The sequence below is a fragment of the Bradyrhizobium sp. CCBAU 25360 genome (genome assembly GCF_028128695.1).
Taxonomy (GTDB): Bacteria; Pseudomonadota; Alphaproteobacteria; order Rhizobiales; family Xanthobacteraceae; genus Bradyrhizobium; species Bradyrhizobium ottawaense.
On record NZ_LBJA01000001.1, the window covers coordinates 837,976 to 856,802 of the forward strand.

Sequence of the window (18,827 nt, forward strand, 5' to 3'; positions counted from 1 at the left end):
GGAGAGCCTCCTGCATCGGCCGTTTGTGAGACCGCGACCATCGGAAAACCAGCCGCTCATCAATCATTCGTTAGATCGTCTCGTTCGCCGTCCTCCATGAGGAGATCGAAGAACCTCGAAGTTTACAAAGTGCGTCACCTGTACCCGGACGCTCCTAGGTTCTAAGCCGCGGCGAGACTTAGCGAATGTTTCGAGTTCCATCTGCACAGGTGACTTCGGTGCGCCAGCACCCTCGTTTCAAGCGCGCGCACCGCGTCTACAGGCCGAACTAATCTGGCAACCGCCCTTCCGGAATCAGGATCTTCAACCGCGGAGTCGCTTAGCTGGAACAGAGCACTAGCTTCGAAACGTGTCGCGCCTGGTCTGTCGCAACGTTCGTGATGTACGCATAGTTGTCGCACGAATTTGGCAAGCTCGGCCAAGGCCGCAAGCATAGATAGGAGGCGCCACCGGCCGCAAGAGAGAGTCGGTCAGTCAAGAATGTGCACGAACTTGCGTTCGGTATGCCAGAACGTGGACAGACTCGTCTGTTGCTGGCAACCCAAAACCTGTTCGAAACGGCTCGTCTTCGCTTGCATGAGCGGGACACTCTTGCGGTCACCTCGAACCGGAGTTCGATCGTGCAATTACCGCGTCTGGAGCCGCCGTGAGTTTCATGAACACCTGCGTACTTGAGCCGCTTCTAAGCAAGCGCTTACCAGCAGTCGCACGATCAGCACATTTGGGCTGTTGGTAGCGTCAGGAGACCGAAGCCGGACTTAGGCTTAAGCAGGAAGGTTGAACCCCCTTGGTGGCGGTCGCGGTCCGCCTCTGGGGTTTTCTTCGCCGCTTGTTGAGTTAAGGACATCTTGTGCCTGAAAGCAAACACGGAGACACGAGCATTGCGCTGGCACGGCACGGCGGAGTGATCTCGCGCGATTCAGACAAAGCCCGTAGCCAAGCTTGATGGCACGTCAATTGCTGGGAAGACGGGCAAGAGGCCGCAGGCTTGGGCGCTCTCACAAGCACAACTCAGGAATTCCAAACGTGGTTCGATCCGGCCTGTCCCAAGTGTGACCACACGTTCATGTTGAAAGACATGCACCCATGCCCCCATCGACCGCCGGAGATTCAGTGCGGCAAACGCGGATCGATGCCGCCGCAGCCTATCGGCTGCTTTGCCGGCCACTCAAGTTTGGGAAGCTACCGTGTCCACTCCCATGGACTCGATATCAACTGAGACAGCTTTGAGAACGCCGTCCAGCGGGGGCCAAATCACCTGGCCTCGCCATGCGGGGCCCAAATGAATGACACGCGGCGATGACCGGCTCAAGACACGGAGGATGATCTATGAATGCTCGACCAGAAAAGGGGACTTCCAGAACCCACGCCGCGCCTGCGACCTGGGCTAATCTGTCGCCGCTACTCGTCGAGATCCGTGCGCGTCGCAACGAGTTTAGCCGCACGCAGAAGATTCCAAAAGAAATCATCGACGGATTCAGACGCGTCGGCGTCTATCGGGCTATGACTGCCAAGCGATTCGGCGGTGAGGAGCGAACGCCAGCCGATTTTTGTCGGCTGGTGGAGCGCATTTCCGAGGCCGACGGCTCCGCCGGTTGGGTCGCCAGCTTCGGGGATGGAGCTCGCTACCTCGCTGCTCTTCCGGACGACACGCTTCGCAAAGTGTACGCCAATGGACCTGACGTGGTGTTGGCGGGTGCGCTTTTCCCACTCCAACCCGCTAAGCGATGCGCCGAGGGACTTATCGTGAACGGCGTGTGGCCATTCGCTAGCGGCTCACCAGAGGCGGATTTGATAGGAGTTGGTATCACGTTGGAAGACGATCCGAGCGGTGACCTTCCGCGTGTAGCGGTGATGCCAGCCGAGAAGGTGACAATTCGGCCGAATTGGGACGTCATCGGACTGCAAGGCACCGGAAGCCACGATGTCGTCGTCAACGACGTCATTGTGCCAGAGGAATGGACCTTGATCCGCGGCGGTCCGCCGACACTTGATGGGCCGATCTATCGTTATCCAGCCGTCGCCTTCGCTGCGCAGGCGCATGCTATTGTTGGCATCGGGATTGCGCGTTCCGCAATAGACGAGGTGATCGCCATGGCCGAAACTCGTGCCTCGATCACTGGAGCGCCCGTGTTGGCTGAGCGCGGCTATGTCCAGCTTGAAATCGCCAAAGCCGAAGCGTTGCTACGTTCCGCTCGTTCTTTTTTTTACGACGCCACCGAGGAGCTGTGGAAGGAAGCGCTCAAGGGTGAGGTAACTCTTGGCACCACGACGCTAATGCGGCTCGCGGCAACGAACGCCGCGCGGCAGGGCGCTGAGGTCTGCAGGGTTGCCAGCGGTCTGGCTGGAACGGAGGCGCTCTATAGCACCAGCAATCTGGCACGGGCCATGTGCGATAGCTTCGTGGTTGCCCAGCACGCAGCTTTAAACGAGGGAACGCTCCAGAGCGCTGGCCGTGCCCTTCTGGGAAGTGTAATACAGCCGGGCTTTCCATAAAGTGGGGCACGCAAGGGCTGGCCACACGCCACGCCAACGGATTACCGCAGTTGCGTGGTGAGTGGGTCCGCCGATAAGGACGTGGCCCCTTGTTTCGATGTGAACAAAGACACCGCTGTGCAAAGGGTCCCGCTACACATCCTGCACTACCATCGTTGTCCGAATATACGAGCCCTCGTAAGCCTCTTAGCCCCTGCCCCCATCATTGACGTTGCCGAGCAGGATACACCTGAACTTCTGCGAAACGGCTCGCGGTTCAACTCACGAACTCTCCAAATCACGCGCTAGCGGGATTCTCGCACCGGTTGCCTACGCGCTTTGCCCGGCCGGCTATCTTGCGGATCCATGGCGGCAGCAATACAGCCAGCCCTATACGGTCAGGATGGAGTGATATCGGCAAGCCGGACGTGGTTCTGGCTGCGTCGTTGAAGCCGCGTGATCAGATTCGGCGTGATCGGCATTAGATCCTGGCGAGTGTCGGTGGAGCGGATCCGACGCTGCGGCGCCAAGAGCGCGGAAGCGCAGCGCTGCTACGGTTCGATCGTAACGGTAGCCCCACGCCCCTGCCTTCCTCAGGGCCGCGTGGAGCCCACGACCGCCGTGGCGCTGGCCGCTCCCAATGGATCGGCCGACATGCACGCTAGCCCGGGGATCCGCTAGGCGCGCGAATTTTTGAGCAATACATCACCTTCCACTGCGCGCGGATAGTGAGCCGCCACTTCAAAAGATGGCAATAAGTCAAGAATGGCTTGCAAGGGCAACTGCCCTTCGTAGAGCTCGCGGTCACTATACTCGGTGTAGATGAAACGTGTGTTGCTCAAGGTCCGCATACCGCCGGCGATAACGTCGGCTTCGGCTCCCTGAACGTCCATCCAGATAAAATCGACTCCGTCCAGCTTGGCTTCGCTGCACCAGTCGTCCAGTCGCCGTGTTTCAACCGAGACAGGATGATCAAACCGAACCCAATCGTACTCGGTAAGATGGTTCTTTGGACGGCGTATTGAACCGGATAGGTCCCACTCCTTCGCATCGCCATCTGCATTGCTGGGGTGGAAGTCGATCCTTCCGTTTCGATCACTGATGGCTATTTCAAACAGCTTCACCCTATTGAGGGATGAGCCGAGCTTCTTCTTGAAGCGCGCGATCGCTCGGGGGTCCGGCTCAAAGCAGTAGAGCTGGGGCTGCGGGCACAGTTCGAGGAATTTTTGCGTATCAGTCCCGTCATTGCAGCCGATATCCAGGATGACTGGATTCGGCTTCTGAAGAAGTGAGATGATGTGCTGATGTACTTCTACGGACGACACAGCGGCTTTTCCATGGTGCGCGGAGATGTTTCCACATCACACGCCAGAAGCCGCGGCACAACGTATATCAAGGTATAAGATTCATTTGTCAGTCAGTCCTCTTGATCCACGACAACTGTTTGGATTTCATCGACATGAAATGGAGAGGCTATCCCTGGCGATGCAAGTCTCGAACCTATCGTCGGAAAGCGCGGCCTCATTGCGCCAGATGGTCTTATTGGCTCTTTCGAGTTGCCGAAAGATCGCCTTCGTTTGAGCGTCACCTGTCGGATATGGAAGACAATTGCACCGAATGTGCTCTGCCAAGTGATGGCCGCCATCTCAGATTCGCTGCCAGTAGCTCGCGAGGGTCTTTCCCTCGGCAGCGGGCGCGAGGAACGAGGTCGGCGAAAGCCCCGATGCACGCGTTGCTCGGCGCAATCAAGCTTTGCGGGCTCGCAACTTTCTTCCAATGCTGCCGGCTTACGAATGACCAGAGTCAATTCGGTAGGCCATAAGTGCCGTGCTACGGCTGGACACCGGCAATCGGTTACAATTCGGTGGTGACCTGCTAGCAGGCCGCCTCTTACAAGCAGAACCTGCTTTTTCGATATCGTCGCATACTATTCGCATGCACGACTCCGGCAGATTTGACGATCCGCTCTTCGATAACGCTCGTGGCCCGCACGCTTCGGCTGCCACGGCTGCTAGATTGTACCGCCAGGTAATCATGCGTAATCCCCACGTCGTCGAAACACTCTCCGATCAGTGCAACCGCCGTCCGAGCAAGGTTGAAGCGTCCTGGGGCTCAATGCCGTGCTTCGAAGAAGCGCAATGTCATTTTCACAACAGCCGGGGGGCTGTGCACCTCAGCGCGTATGCTTCCGGACAAGCGCACCCGCTGCCAGGCAATGCTTTTGCAGAACTGTACGGATAGATCGCTCAGCGCATTTCTGGCCTGACTCTTGCTATAGTTTACTAGCCACATTGTGCCCAATCTCAACTTGTTCAAACGCTCAGGAGACCTCTATGAATTTCCGTCCGCTTCACGACCGCGTCGTGGTCAAGCGCATCGACGCAGAAGAGAAGACCGCTGGTGGCATCATCATTCCGGACACAGCGAAGGAAAAACCATCGCAGGGCGAAGTCATTGCAGTTGGACCGGGCGGCCGCGATGAGAGCGGCAAGCTAATTCCGATCGACATCGAAGTCGGTGAGCGGGTGCTGTTTGGCAAATGGTCCGGCACCGAGGTCAAGATCGATGGGCAAGACCTGTTGATCATGAAGGAGAGCGACATTATGGGCGTTCTCACCGATGTGTTCTCAAAGAAGAAGGTCGCCTAATCCTCGGCTCGCACAGCTCACCCTCCTGAGGAGAGCCTACCGGGCGCGCTGAAGGATCATTTAATTGGATAACTGAGGGAATTCTCTATGTCAGCTAAAGAAGTCAAGTTCGGAGTAGATGCGAGGGATCGTATGCTGCGCGGCGTCGACATTCTCGCCAATGCCGTGCAGGTCACTCTTGGTCCAAAGGGCCGCAACGTCGTGCTCGACAAGTCGTTCGGCGCGCCACGTATTACCAAGGACGGCGTTGCCGTTGCCAAGGACATCGAACTCGACGACAAGTTCGAGAACATGGGTGCCCAAATGGTGCGCGAAGTGGCTTCGAAAGCTGCGGATGCTGCCGGCGACGGCACCACCACCGCGACCGTCCTGGCCGCCGCAATCGTGCGTGAAGGCGCCAAGTCGGTCGCCGCCGGCATGAACCCGATGGACCTCAAGCGCGGTATCGACCTTGCGGTCGAAGCCGTCGTGGCCGACCTCGAGAAGAACTCGAAGAAGGTCACCTCGAACGACGAGATCGCCCAGGTCGGCACCATCTCGGCCAACGGCGATGCCGAGATCGGCAAGTTCCTCGCCGACGCCATGAAGAAGGTCGGCAACGAGGGTGTCATCACCGTCGAGGAAGCCAAGTCGCTCGAGACCGAGCTCGACGTGGTCGAGGGCATGCAGTTCGACCGTGGCTACATCTCGCCCTACTTCGTCACCAACGCCGACAAGATGCGCGTTGAGATGGACGACGCCTACATCCTCATCAACGAGAAGAAGCTCTCCTCGCTGAACGAGCTGCTGCCGCTGCTCGAGGCCGTGGTGCAGACCGGCAAGCCGCTGGTCATCGTCGCCGAGGACGTCGAGGGCGAAGCGCTCGCAACGCTCGTCGTGAACCGCCTGCGCGGCGGCCTGAAGGTCGCGGCCGTCAAGGCTCCGGGCTTCGGCGATCGCCGCAAGGCCATGCTGCAGGACATCGCGATCCTGACCGGCGGCCAGGCGATCTCGGAAGATCTCGGCATCAAGCTCGAGAACGTCACGCTCAACATGCTCGGTCGCGCCAAGAAGGTGATGATCGACAAGGAGAACACCACGATCGTCAACGGCGCCGGCAAGAAGGCCGACATCGAGGCGCGCGTGGCCCAGATCAAGGCGCAGATCGAGGAGACCACCTCGGACTACGACCGTGAGAAGCTCCAGGAGCGTCTCGCCAAGCTCGCAGGCGGCGTCGCGGTGATCCGCGTCGGCGGCGCGACCGAGGTCGAGGTGAAGGAGCGCAAGGATCGCGTTGATGACGCGATGCATGCGACCCGCGCGGCTGTGGAAGAAGGCATCGTTCCGGGCGGCGGCGTCGCCCTGCTCCGTGCCTCCGAGCAGCTCAAGGGCCTGCGCACCAAGAACGACGACCAGAAGACCGGCGTCGAGATCGTACGCAGAGCACTGTCTTGGCCAGCCCGCCAGATCGCGATCAATGCCGGCGAAGACGGTTCGATCGTGGTCGGCAAGGTGCTCGATAACGAGCAGTACTCTTTTGGCTTCGATGCGCAGACAGGCGAGTACAGCAACCTCCTCGCCAAGGGCATCATTGATCCGGCCAAGGTCGTGCGCATCGCGGTCCAGAACGCCTCCTCGGTGGCCGGGCTGCTGATCACGACGGAAGCGATGGTTGCCGAGCTGCCGAAGAAGGCTACGGCTGGTCCAGCAATGCCTGGCGGCCCCGGCATGGGCGGTATGGACTTCTGATCCACTTCTTAAATTCTCGATGACATGCGAAACCCTGGCAATAATGTCAGGGTTTTTGCATCGAGCGGCCGGTAGCCCGTTGCCAGCCCGCCGAAGGTCCGGCCCATCGGTCTATCCGCGGCGGCAGCACCCCAACTCAATTTTCTTGACCGTTCCTTCCGCGACGACAGGACCGCGTCCGGTACGACGATGAGTCGGTCTATGGCGATTTGACTCACGAAGCTGCCTCTTCTCATCCAAATGTTCGACCCCTTGGCGTGCGGTAGACTCGGCGCCGCCTGTCCGCTTTCCACCTCCTTGTCCGCTTTCTTTTGCTGTAGCGTAGCTGGAGGCTTGTGACCTAAGGGCTTGTTTGAACCCGGAGTACATTCTCAAAAACCACAGTCTTTGCGGAAAGTGCGATGATTATTCTGCGCCTCGTTTGGTCCTCGCGGACGGGGCTCCCCTCAACTCCCCTGCTGCGGACGTCGGGGCAGGACATGCTTAAGAGTGATCACACACTACAATCGCAAGGCTTGCTTTGCGTCCAATATATACGGTATCCGAGCAACGGCGGTGCTTTGCAAAAGAGCTCGCCGGCGGGGCGGCTGCACGACAGTCCGGCCCCGGCACGGCCCCACATTGCGCCTGCATCCACACTATACCAATATCTGGCCAACGTAGCCTCTCGGATGAATTGGCACGAAACGCGTTCAGGATCATTGTGATCTTATGGTCATGTACACCCAAGTTTACGCTCACCGGGAGGCACAGGAACGCTTAGCTGAAGGGCACGCAATTGCACGATACTCCAGTTTCATCCCTGGGCTCAGTCAGCTGACTTTCGCAGACGCGGATGACCGCCGAGCCTTCCCTCCGACCGTACACGGGGTTTTGGCAAGGCATGGACTGTTCCGGCTCACCGCACCAGGAGAGCACGGCGGATTAGCTCTCTCTTTGCAAGAGGCTATCGACCTCATCTCCGCCACGGCATCGTTGGCTGCATCGATCTCATTATCCGTAACTTCCTAGCCTTACCCTGCATGGAAGCAACCTTGTAGGCACGGTGTGCTTTAAGCGTCCTGCTGCCGCCTTCTCGCTGGCACATGGTATATGCGAATTTTCACGACCTCTTTAAGGAAGAGCTTGTGTCTGTACTCAACGATACTTTTAAGCGACTCTTCCGTTAGGCGGGTGGCGGGGTTCACGACAGGAGGGCCTCCCCCGCACGGTCCGTTTTCGCCTGACGCATCGCGTCGGTTTCGTCAGCTTTCGGAAAGCTCCCCCGTCTACATTGATGTTGAAGTTAGCAGCACGTGGTAGGGACAGCGCTTGCCCCGAGTATGCGTGGGGATTTTGGCGCCGAGTCACGTTTCTGCTAACTTCAACCAGTAGTGCGAGCGTGGCAGAGAGAACATCTCATACATCCAGTCCGACCAAGGTCGTGTCGCGCGCGGGTTGCTTCCGGGCGTGAGACTGGGATCAGATCCGCACTACCGAGTGGCCGTCTTCCAGATCGCGCTCAATGCCCGCATGCGCTCGCTCCGTCGAGAACGAACAATGTCACCTCGCATTATTCGGCAAGTCACTTCTCAAACGGCTTTGTAGTCCAGCTCGGCGGCAAACTTCGACCGTGAGGCTTGGGACGACACAGTGCATAGTGTTGCCACTGAGCTAGATCGTGGATGAGGCCTTCACCGACAGCCGACGTTACGAGAAGTGCAGCGACGAGGAAACGGCGTAGATTGTTGCGGAGCTCGTGGCGAGTGAGGACTCGGCTTGTCCGGTACGACTGCATGCAATTGTCGTCGGCTGCAGTTATTCGGTTCGCGACTCAGTATCAAAAGGGCCGGCCAGGAATCCGAAGCAGTCGAACTACAGCTTGTGCCGGCTCTGTGAATGCCTAGTCAGACCTTAGCCCTGAGCGCGATTAGGGGGCGGGCATCGGAACCCACACGAGAAAGTCAGCCCAACGGGCCATCGATCCCTGCCCGAGTGCAAGCGCTCGCCATTTAGGCCCTGAGGACGGCGAGGGCGCGGGCTCAAATCTGAGCGATCTGGCGACCTATACCGCCTGAACATTCTCCCCCTCCTCCAGAGAGCATCCGCCCAGAGCACGGGTCCAACATCCGAACACCGTGGCGAATGCACCATGGTAGGCGCCGCGGCTGTCGCGCATCGACCGATGAAGTTCCGCGCGGTGGCATCCGGCGAGGTCCGTTGCCACCTAGAAAGTCCTCACATCATCCTTTGTGTGGCGACAGTCGATATCCTTTGTGTGGCGACAGTTGATAGTTCAAGGTTGTTCGGGGGGCTCCTGTAGCGCTCCGCAAGACTCTTGAACAACCCTCCGAGCTGACCCGACGGAACATCAAATTCGCCATAGTTTGGATCAAAGAGGGTCGTCGCTCCATTCGACGTCACTGTCGCAATAATGTGGGCGCCACCTCCGGCGAAACCCATCCTGACCAAATATATGGACTCATCCTTGGTGATCTCCTTCACGATCTCAATGCACGAAGATGTATCAAACCTATATCGCGTGTCTTCAGCGAACGGCTCTAGGCCAGCCTTGCGTAACGTTGTGCTTCTTGCTTGGAGGTTGCCCCCGTCCGCCCCATCGTTTATCAATTGAGCCTTGAGCTTTTCGTACTGTTCCTGCCGGCTTGCTGCTGAGCGGTGCTTTTCAGTGTCCGGGAGCAGAGCCCTCATTCGGGATGACGGGCTACTTGGGAGGTCAAGGAGCCATTCCGCTACCAATCCAACACAGATTCCGTTGACATTGGCTTCGGACAATTCAGCAGTCCTGTAATTGAATAGAGAGCGAACGGAGCTAGGAGTCGAGGATAACTCCGAGCTGGAGGGCAGAGAGGATATGCTGTAGCGCGAGGCGCTTGGACTATCAACGATTACATCTGAGGTATGCGGCTTGCTGAAGCAGAGCCCCATCCTGTCGAACAATTCGCCGGACGGCCGGCTCTCCCGTCGCGCGAGTTCGCTGAGTGTTTGCGCAAATTCGCTACTGTCTGCGGGCCTGTTCGATCCGTCAGCTTGAACAGCGCGTGTGTACTGGCCATCGACTCGATTATACATGCTGGTTCACCTGCTTCTTCGGCGCACGCCTCCTCAGAGGGAGCGAGCTAGAGGGAGCGCGCTGCTTACATCTTGCGGCGCATGATATTGCAACAAACTGACGAAGAGCTGACCACCAAACAGCTCAGGGACGCTACGGCCAATTGGTTGCGCGATAGTGCCTGCTCACGAGCGCGGCTGCAGGTGTGAGGCGATGGCCGAACAGCTAGTGACTCTTGCACCCTGACAGAGGGCGAGCTTGGAATTGCAGATGCAGTCAGGATGATGGTTGCGCTGGACAGCGTGACCAATCGGTTTGGTGGTCGATCTTACTTTTATCGTGTTGCGCCGGTCGGCCGGCCTCACTTCGCCTCCAAACAGTGCGCAATCGCGTCCCCGTGATCGGCCATCGGCCAGTGAGATGCTGTTGTTGCGGCTGACGTACCTTCAGCGCTGATCTGAAAACCCGGGTTTAAACACCATTTACGATCTTGTTCACTCTACAACACCTCGCGCAGACATTTCTCCCGAATCAATATGCCGTTAGCCGTTCCTGTTTGACGGCTGCATTTCCGGCTTATCTCGCCTGCACACTGCAACAGTCGAGCGAGCCCGACATACACCCGCATGTGACACGTCATTTCGGGAAGCCGAGCCGGTGCTTGTGCACCTGCTCGACCTCACCTTCTGCTCGACTTCTGTCAGCTCAGGCTGTCATGCTGTCGCGCTCATTCGCGCGAACAACGTTGCCGCATCTGAGGGACTTAATCCGACGACACCTACGAAGCTTGGGGACGGCATCGGAATGTCTCGATAGGTGGGCCTCCACAAGTGGAGGCAATATCGGCTGTTATTCACGTACCTCGAATGCGGCGGATGCAGTTGCATGACGCACTCTTCTTCATCCCAGAACAGGTCTTTCACAAAGCACATCTCGTCCCAGTTCGGACAGCGCCGCGGGGTCGAAACAGCGACGTGCTCCCAGCCAGGACGGACAAATGCACTTATCTTGAGTTCACACCCACAAGGCCCCTGCACAAGGAACAGACCGCGAGGGCCTGACCCTGGAGCGGTAGCGAACCGGCCGTGTTGCACGCGGCCGGCCTCCAGCTTGTCTATCATCTGCGCTCGCACGCCCGCTCCTTTGCCTCTCGGATAGCCCTGACGTCTACGTAGATGACGTTGTCTCGTGACAACTTAACCTGCTCGGTCCTCGACCCAGCGCTCCTAAACCACTCTACAGCGCGCCATCCGCGAAAGCCGTAGATGTGTATCATCACTCACTCTCCTCTGATTATTGCTCTAAGACGTATTGCGCCCCAGGACCGCCGGTTGCCTGAGCATGAGCGGTACCACTATCTGCGCGTCGGGCGACTCGAGCCGCCGATTGCACCTGCTGCTACTTATTTAAGTCCGTCATTCAGTCTCTCCGAGGCGAAACAGTTTGTCATCGATGCCAGGCAGTATTCACCGCTCATCGCCGGCGGAGCGCACATCCCGCATGAGCAGTCGAAATCGGCGAATCTTGACGCGTCACCTCGTCTTCAATGAATTGGTCCTCATCATGGCATGCTCCCCTGCTGGCGACGACATCGAGATCTCATCATGCTCGCAACACCAGTAGTGGCACCAGATAGATCGGGGTGACATTGCTGCCTGATGACGGAGTACTTCATCACTCGACGGCCTCCTCGCCAAGGCTGAACAGTCCTAATGCGCCATTTATGTGAAGATTGTTAGTTCTATGGCGTCCAAATCGGCACACACATAGCCGCGGACGCAGGTCGCCCTTTCTTTGCACTGAACCCTTCGGCGGATCGCCCGCTATCTTGGTCGTAAGCTGACGGTCAGGAACAATGGTTAGTCGATCTCATCGCTCCAACTGCGAATGTCGCCGCTTTTCCTGCACCACTAAGATGCAGCCCCTAACGCGTTGTCCACGGCATGGCGCTCGAGAACCGCTCACCTTTTACCGCTAATGCGGGTGTTGTTTGCGACATGAATGTCGCGACTCCGACGTCGCGCAATGGCTCCGTGTCACCAATCCACCGCATCAAAAGCGCTGCAGACAGTTCTACCTAGTGGCATGTCGCTTGCTGTGCTGACAGAACGCGACCTCGCTGTAGCGAAAATGCACGAGCAATGAATCGGCCGGACGGCCGCCGCACGAACATCGGTTCTGATGCCCAATGAAAAGAGGATTGCTAACTTATGAGTGATGGGAGGCATGCAAAGCTTGGCATTTTTCTGTTGACCGGCGCTCAGCATAACGAAACGACACATTGGCGCGCAACAAAGCACCGAACGATCATGCATATCGGGGCCGATCGTCCCTCCCGGCGACCCAAGAAAAGGTGGAACTTGTGGCTTCTGGCCGCACTCCTCATAAATGCGCTGCTTTGGGCCGGGATCTACTTAGTCATCGCGGCGTTCTTCTGAAACACTCTCGCGCATGGCACACGCCCCGATGGACTTATGGCGCCCCTCGCGACCCCGGGCTGCCACCGCTGCGAACAAACTGGTGCCAGGGCGCTTCGCGCTGCTACCTGGACATTGAGTGCGCTGCTCTGGCGATCGCAAGGGCATTTCGACTTACCCAAATGTCTGGAATTTGGCACACTGATGTGCCGCTGCAGCGTGAGGAAACGCGAAATTGACCTTTAACAGCTCAACGCGTCCGCGGCGAGTGGCATCCGGTCTTCCAAGTGAGGCGCGACGGATCGACTGCAAGGGAGGACTAGTGCCCGTATCCGCCTTATGTGACGGTTAGCTTTCGAGAAGCTGACGAAACCAGGCGACCTGGAGGAAGGTTGGCCAAGCGGCCGGCTGGGCACTCACGGGTGTGGCATAGGACGGTCAGGCGCCTTGCCTTCTGGCTCACTCAATGCTCCGTACAGGCGGCAGTCAACTTTCTTGCTGATCGGTATCTAGCCATTGGGTCGGCTAGAGAGGACGGTAGCGACGTTACAGCTCTTGCTCAGGCCACGTATCGTCCTCATTCTTGCGCATCTGCCAGAAGTGGGCACGCCGCGCTAACTTGTCGTACTCCAATGCGATTTTAAGCAGCCTGTCTTTGGCTTTTCCGTCGATGAGCGCTTCCGCTTTCTTTCGCGTTGCTTCCGCGCGGCCTCGCCAGTGATCGGGCTGGTACAGTTTACTTTTCGGATTCATGCCGAGAGCATGCAATCCGTAGATCAACGAATTGCGACAGCGACCCTCCGTATCATCACGTAGGAGCGACGCTCGTGGCACCGGCTGCCGAAGCAGTCAGCCCCCAGTCCAAAGCAACCATTTCAGAAACGGCCGAATTCGCATTGCAGTCGATGCTCATACGAAGAATGCACAGCAACCGACGGCTTCAGACCATTGCTCCCACCGAAAGACTTGAATCGCACCCAGCGTTAGATTGTAGGGTTCTGGACAAGTGGGGATCACCTCTGACAATCAGTCGCGTGACAGTTCACGATCATTGGAATGCCTCAAGTATTTACAATCGCCCGGAACGACCGAACAGAGAGCCTCACGTCATACAGGCGCGAGCCTGCCTCCGATTTCGAATTCTATTCCAGCTTCTGCTGAACGAATCGCGGGTTACGAGGTCTGCGCGGCCATGGTCCGAGCACCGCAGCCTCCCCTGACCCGACGCAAGACGCAGCCTAACTCACAGATAACCCCGCCCAACCTCTTCAACCAAAGTGGAACAGAAGCGCGATGACACCAAACATTGTGTCAGCCGGTCATCATGGTCGCTCTTGCAAGGCCGAGCGCATCATCAACAACGACAAAGCACATCCGCTCTTTCTGATCTCTATGCTTCGGCAGAGCTGGCCAGGGGGCGGTTCGAGCGGCATCGTGGCGAGTCCCCTACGTGAGAACGGCAAAAGTAGAGCAACGAGCTTGCAGACAGCTAAGCAGATCCGCCTGTTTCCCGTTTTGCACGTGATGCGTTCCGGGCAGAAAGAACAATAACTAGCTCCGCCGAACAGAAGGAATGTCATGATGCAAAAACAACGAATTCAGTTGGCTCCGCACCTCAGACTCTACTACCGCGATATCGCTCTAGGCCTAGCAATGGCAACTGCAATGCTTGCGCCGGTCAAGGCGAGTGATCGAACACCGACCGCAGACGAGAAAGAGGCCTGCATGGGAGACGTATTCCGACTTTGTAGCAGTCACATACCAGATCGTACCGCTATTACTGCCTGCCTCAGATCCAAGCAAGACCGTCTCAGTCAGCAATGTCGCTACGTGATCTCCGGGCGGGATATCGGCAATAAGAGCGGCGGGTCGAAGTGAAGATGCTGCGACCTGTTCCTCCGACTCCTCTCCAGAAGTCGTCCCAGCTTGACGTACAACACGTACACGTGGGTTCGCCGAACGGCTCGCCACTTGATGCGGCGCCGGTTAACGGACGCGTCGATCGCTTCCTGGAGGCAGTCATGCGCAGGTTCATTATAGTGGCGTGGAGTCATTTCGCAGAGCCAGCTAAGCTCAGTCTGGAATTGGCATCAATATATTCATAGCACGTGCGGAAGCCGCTCTGCGGTTCCGCCACGGCGGCACCGGAAATCGGCGCCTTGTGATCCGGCCGGAACATCGACAGAAAGCGGGCGCGAGACAGAGCTATTATCCTCGCATCAAGCAACTCAGTGGTCTGACTAGCCGCCGATGTCCTCTCGAGAGCCGCATCGAAGTGGAGAGAGCTTGACCCTCACGTAGCGTCAGGTTGTAGCGTGGCCACAGACCCCACGTTCATCCGACGTCTCGCCTCAAGGAATCGTGCGGCAGAGCGAGTGCGGATAGACCGGCAGCCGCAGCAGCGCACGCGTTGTGAAGAGGGCTGGCTGAACGGACGGACCCTAGTTTGGAAGGAACGTGTAAAGTTCGATGGAACCGCTTAAATCGATCATCGGTAAAGTTGCCACCGGCGCCACTCTGACCCGCGAGGAGGCCGCGTCAGCCTTCGACAGCATGATGTCCGGCGACGCAACTCCCTCGCAGATCGGGGGCTTGTTGATTGGGATGAGGGTCCGCGGCGAGACGGTCGAGGAAATCACCGGCGCCGCATCCGCAATGCGAAATAGAGTGCCAAAGGTCGAGACGCGATGTGATCCCATCGATATCGCTGGTACGAGCGATACCGTTATGTGTTCGCTGAACGTATCGACGTGCGTTTCGTTCATCGTCGCCGGCGTCGGCGTTCCCGTCGCCAAGAATGTTAACCGCGCTGCATCTTTGCGCTCCAGCACGGCAGCCGTGTTGGCGCACCTCGGCGTAAAGGTCGATCTCAAGCCAGAGTCAATTGCACGTTGTGTGCACGAAGCCGACATTGGCTTCGTGTTTGCGTCACCCGACTTCCCGCCGATGCAGCGCATCAGGCAGATCCGGGGCGTACTTGGAACCCACACGATGTTCAATCTAATCGAGGCTCTGTCGAATCCAGCCGGGGTCAAGCGGCATATCCTTGGAGTGTCCACTCCCGAATGGGTCCAGCCTCTGGCGCAAGTCTTGAAGAACCTTGGCGCCGATGCGGTATGGGTGGTTCATGGCTCGGACGGGCTCGATGAATTATCCCTCACCGACACAAGCTCTGTTGCTGCGGTTGAGGCGGGTACAGTCCGCACGTTCGAAGTCACGCCGGAAGAAGCCGGGCTCCCCCGCTACCGCGCCGATGCGCTGGAGTGCAGTGATGTCGAGGCTCATGCGTTTGCGATACAAAAAGTGCTCGATGGCGTGCCAGGTCGTTTTCGTGATGCCGCCCTTCTGAATGCGGCGGCCGCACTGGTGGTGGCCGGGCGGGCCTCGAACCTAGAGGAAGGCGTGGCGCTCGGACAAGAATCACTTGATCGGGGCGCTGCAGCCGCTCGACTGAATCGGTTGATCACGGTTTCGAACGCCTGACAGCCGAGCTCGTTGGTGCCGCATCCTTGCGATCAATAGTGCAGCTTACGCGCTGGAAAACTGTTGCAGCCGGGAATGCGCGTTACTTCTGCCGATTTCTCAGGGAGCGCCGCTTGCGCAAGTTCTGGTCAAAAGAGCTCGCGCTGAACACTCAGCCCGACAGCCAACCTTTGGTGCACCAGAGGCTGTTCGAGGCCCAGTTGTGAGGTGAGGACCCTCGACGAAGCGTGCGCAACGCGCCAAAGGAGACAATCGAAAATGCCGTGGCAAAGGATTGAAACACTTGGAACCATCGCAACGATAGAACACATCATTCGGAAGTTTCGAGAATTGATCGATACCGATAGCTCGATCCCGCCCGAGCTGCGGCGTGCGCTGCACGAGACGCTGGATGGGCATCTTTTGGAAGCAAAGCGGCGTGTTCTCCTGAGAGAAAATTAGGTCCGGATGCGGAGAGACACTAGCAGGCCGGCGTTGCGCTCTACGCCACGCTTCAAAATGCTTGCGGCCAAGCCTGGATTCGAGCTGCTCGCTCGTTCAGCGGTGGCTCGGATGGCGATTTCTCCGGGCCACTTCATCTCGCCTTGTCGGACTGGCCATCGATGTGATGGCTCGCATACGCACCCTGACCAATTCTAGATTTTGTCGAAACTCGGCGACTGGGGTCATTCGTTGGACACGCCTCCGGCGCATTCGCGGGATCGCTCCTCAAAGGCCTCAGCCAAAGGCTTGCCCCTCAGGGCACCGCTGATGCTTGCAACACCAGCTCTTCCGGGGCCCTCTTCGGGCATGAGCCGCCCGCAAAAAGGGGCTTGAACCTGACGTAACGTTAAATCGTAGGCTCGTGGGGTGTTACCTACATGGGTGTGAAGGACTTCGGGTGACTCAGCCGGTCAGATCGGCGGACCGATCGCTGGTCATGCTCCCTATCTCCGATGACCATCGCCGCAATCGGGACCACCGCAAAGCCCTTCGACCGTGGTTGCCATGGCCATTCATCCTGATCAAGTCCAGATGCCCGGAGGTTCGCGAATGCCGCGGATTCTAATTATGAATGCCGGTACGCCTCAGATGTCGGGCGCCCATCTAACAAAGGCTCAACTTTCGCTGGCCGCCAGCTCGGCATTCCGTTCAGCGTGGTTTGCTCAGGAGGGTGACCTGATCGTCTCCCCGGTAGTGATCCCGGCAGATCTGCTATCCTTCATTGGCGCGACGCTGGATTTCGATGCATCGAGTCTTCGCCTGCTTGTACCAACGAGCCGCCAACCGACCATCCTGGATGATTACGCGTTGCTGTCCGACACTGTTGTCGCACGAATTAAAAGACATATTCGTCAACAATCCACCTGGCGATTGTACCCCTGCTACTTTACTGAAGGCGTCGCACACCTGGCGGCCAAACTAAGCATACCGAACATTGGCGACGACTTCGCCCTGCAGCGCGGGCCTGATTTACTGAATCGCAAGAGTCACTTCCGTCAGTTGGCAACAAGCGTAGCACTTCCGCTGCCTCACGGATGTGTCGCGACAGATCCAAATGGACTGTTAAAAGCAGTCACTTCCCTCAAATCCGAGACCGGCAGGGTCATCGTGAAGTTGGATAATGGAGCTGGAGGGGTCGGAAATGTCATCTTAACGAGCAGCAAAAGCGATCCCCTACCTGGCGCCAGAGATACTCGGTGGATTTCCTGGCGTTCGCTTGATCCTGACGCGCTTTACTCCGAGATCACAACAGCATCGTGTAAGACGCTGGTCGTCGAATCATACCACTTGGCCCGGTCTTTGTTTTATCTCGAGTATGCAATCCAGGATGATGCATCAATCGCTTTCATCAATAGTGGAAACATACGCCTGCATAAAAGCACAGATCGGGCCGAAAGGGCTCTCATCTGGACAGGGCTTGAGCTTCCCAGCGATCTAGAGAACGAGCAGTGGTTGACTGCCCAGGAGCATGCCTACCGATTTGTGGCGCTAGCGAGAGACCTTGGCTATCGCGGAATGATCAACATCGACGCGATTTTCGCCAAAGACGGACGGTTGCTGTTCAATGAAGCAAACGGCCGCTGGGGTGGCGGCTCGGTGTTACACAACATTGCGATTCGGCTACTAGGCCCCGACTATTCCAGTCGCAACGTTATTTTAACTGTAAGAAATGTACGATCACCATCGTTTCGTGCGGCGCATGATCGCTTCTTCAAAGAGGGATTGCTATTCGACCGCACACGTAAGACAGGCGTGATCCCACTTGCCGCCGACGAAAAGGCTGGTACCGTGGAGTGCGTTGTGATTGCGGCCGACAGGGCCGCGGCCCACGATCAGCAATACCGACTGTTGAGGTCCTAGCGAACACATCTTCACACGCTCAATTCACCGCCCCGCGCAAAAACAGCGTTTTCCCCAGCCCCAAACATAAAAGAGGGCACAGTTTGAGCAAATAGGTTCGGCGCTGCGGCTGACTGCAGTAACTGCAGCGCCGGACAGGGCGAGAAGCTAGGTTTATCCCTAATGCTAAACGTCGGATCATGATCGTGACCTTGCGCGAGGAATATTCTTACCCAGCTGATCGATCGCTGCAACAGCTAGTCCTGCGCAACGGCATCGCTAAGCGAGCATTGCGTCCATCAACCCGACATTCTCTCGGCGGAGATTTGAGTCATGCCCAAGCGGCTGCGGTTGCAACCGGCGACTTGCGCAACTGCACGAGTGCGGCACCAATCTTCGGCGAGGACGAGGGCTGAGCTTATAGTGAAAAGATCTTCGTCGAGCGACCGATCGGAACGTTGAGCAGCAATCCCTGGCTAGGGTTGTTACGCAGAAGCTCATCCAAGCTACCAACAGCAAGAGCATACTTGTAGGCAGCTGAGCTCTCCCGCTCGTTCTCCTTGATGATAGTCGACCTGTACACTCTCAAGACCTCAGCTTCAGCGGCGGACGGAATTGGCCTGGCTTTGCGAACGATGCTGACTCCGCCCGTAGCGCGCGGTGCGCGCAGACGATCGAGTCCGGCAAGGACGCCACGCTCGC

General features: G+C 57.8%; 9 protein-coding genes. 5 read left to right on the forward strand and 4 right to left on the reverse strand.

The window, feature by feature from the left end; genetic code table 11:
- The first annotated feature begins 1,329 nt into the window (after positions 1–1,329).
- The gene (locus tag XH81_RS03705) at positions 1,330–2,496 is read left to right on the forward strand and encodes an acyl-CoA dehydrogenase family protein (protein ID WP_271595809.1); all 1,167 of its coding nucleotides are present in this window, start codon (positions 1,330–1,332) and stop codon (positions 2,494–2,496) included.
- A gap of 656 nt (positions 2,497–3,152) precedes the next feature.
- On the opposite strand, the gene XH81_RS03710 is transcribed toward XH81_RS03705, so the two are convergent.
- Positions 3,153–3,800, reverse strand: coding sequence for an FkbM family methyltransferase (locus XH81_RS03710; RefSeq protein WP_271595810.1), 648 nt, complete (start codon positions 3,798–3,800; stop codon positions 3,153–3,155).
- 1,008 nt (positions 3,801–4,808) lie between these two features.
- On the opposite strand from XH81_RS03710, the gene XH81_RS03715 reads away from it, so the two are divergent.
- Positions 4,809–5,123, forward strand: coding sequence for a co-chaperone GroES (locus tag XH81_RS03715; protein ID WP_271595811.1), 315 nt, complete (start codon positions 4,809–4,811; stop codon positions 5,121–5,123).
- Positions 5,124–5,210: 87 nt separating this feature from the next.
- Positions 5,211–6,851: a chaperonin GroEL gene (gene groL / locus XH81_RS03720; RefSeq protein WP_271595812.1), complete on the forward strand. Its 1,641-nt coding sequence runs from the start codon at positions 5,211–5,213 to the stop codon at positions 6,849–6,851.
- Positions 6,852–9,068: 2,217 nt separating this feature from the next.
- Here groL and XH81_RS03725 read toward each other — a convergent pair.
- The 3 genes from XH81_RS03725 to XH81_RS03730 form a co-directional block, all read right to left on the reverse strand.
- Entirely contained in the window at positions 9,069–9,923 is an 855-nt protein-coding gene (locus XH81_RS03725) for a YopT-type cysteine protease domain-containing protein (RefSeq protein WP_333913105.1), read from the reverse strand.
- A gap of 693 nt (positions 9,924–10,616) precedes the next feature.
- Positions 10,617–11,024 carry a DUF7694 domain-containing protein gene (locus tag XH81_RS38680; RefSeq protein WP_442868186.1) on the reverse strand — a complete coding sequence of 136 codons (408 nt, stop codon included), beginning with the start codon at positions 11,022–11,024 and terminating at the stop codon, positions 10,617–10,619.
- 1,842 nt (positions 11,025–12,866) lie between these two features.
- The gene (locus tag XH81_RS03730; protein ID WP_172789412.1) at positions 12,867–13,073 is read right to left on the reverse strand and encodes a hypothetical protein; all 207 of its coding nucleotides are present in this window, start codon (positions 13,071–13,073) and stop codon (positions 12,867–12,869) included.
- A gap of 1,716 nt (positions 13,074–14,789) precedes the next feature.
- Here XH81_RS03730 and trpD point away from each other — a divergent pair.
- Both trpD and XH81_RS03740 read left to right on the forward strand, forming a co-directional pair.
- Positions 14,790–15,803, forward strand: a complete 1,014-nt coding sequence (trpD, locus tag XH81_RS03735) for an anthranilate phosphoribosyltransferase (RefSeq protein ID WP_271595813.1) — start codon at positions 14,790–14,792, stop codon at positions 15,801–15,803.
- Between the two features lie 1,050 nt (positions 15,804–16,853).
- The gene (locus XH81_RS03740; protein ID WP_271595814.1) at positions 16,854–18,146 is read left to right on the forward strand and encodes a peptide ligase PGM1-related protein; all 1,293 of its coding nucleotides are present in this window, start codon (positions 16,854–16,856) and stop codon (positions 18,144–18,146) included.
- Positions 18,147–18,827: the final 681 nt, after the last annotated feature.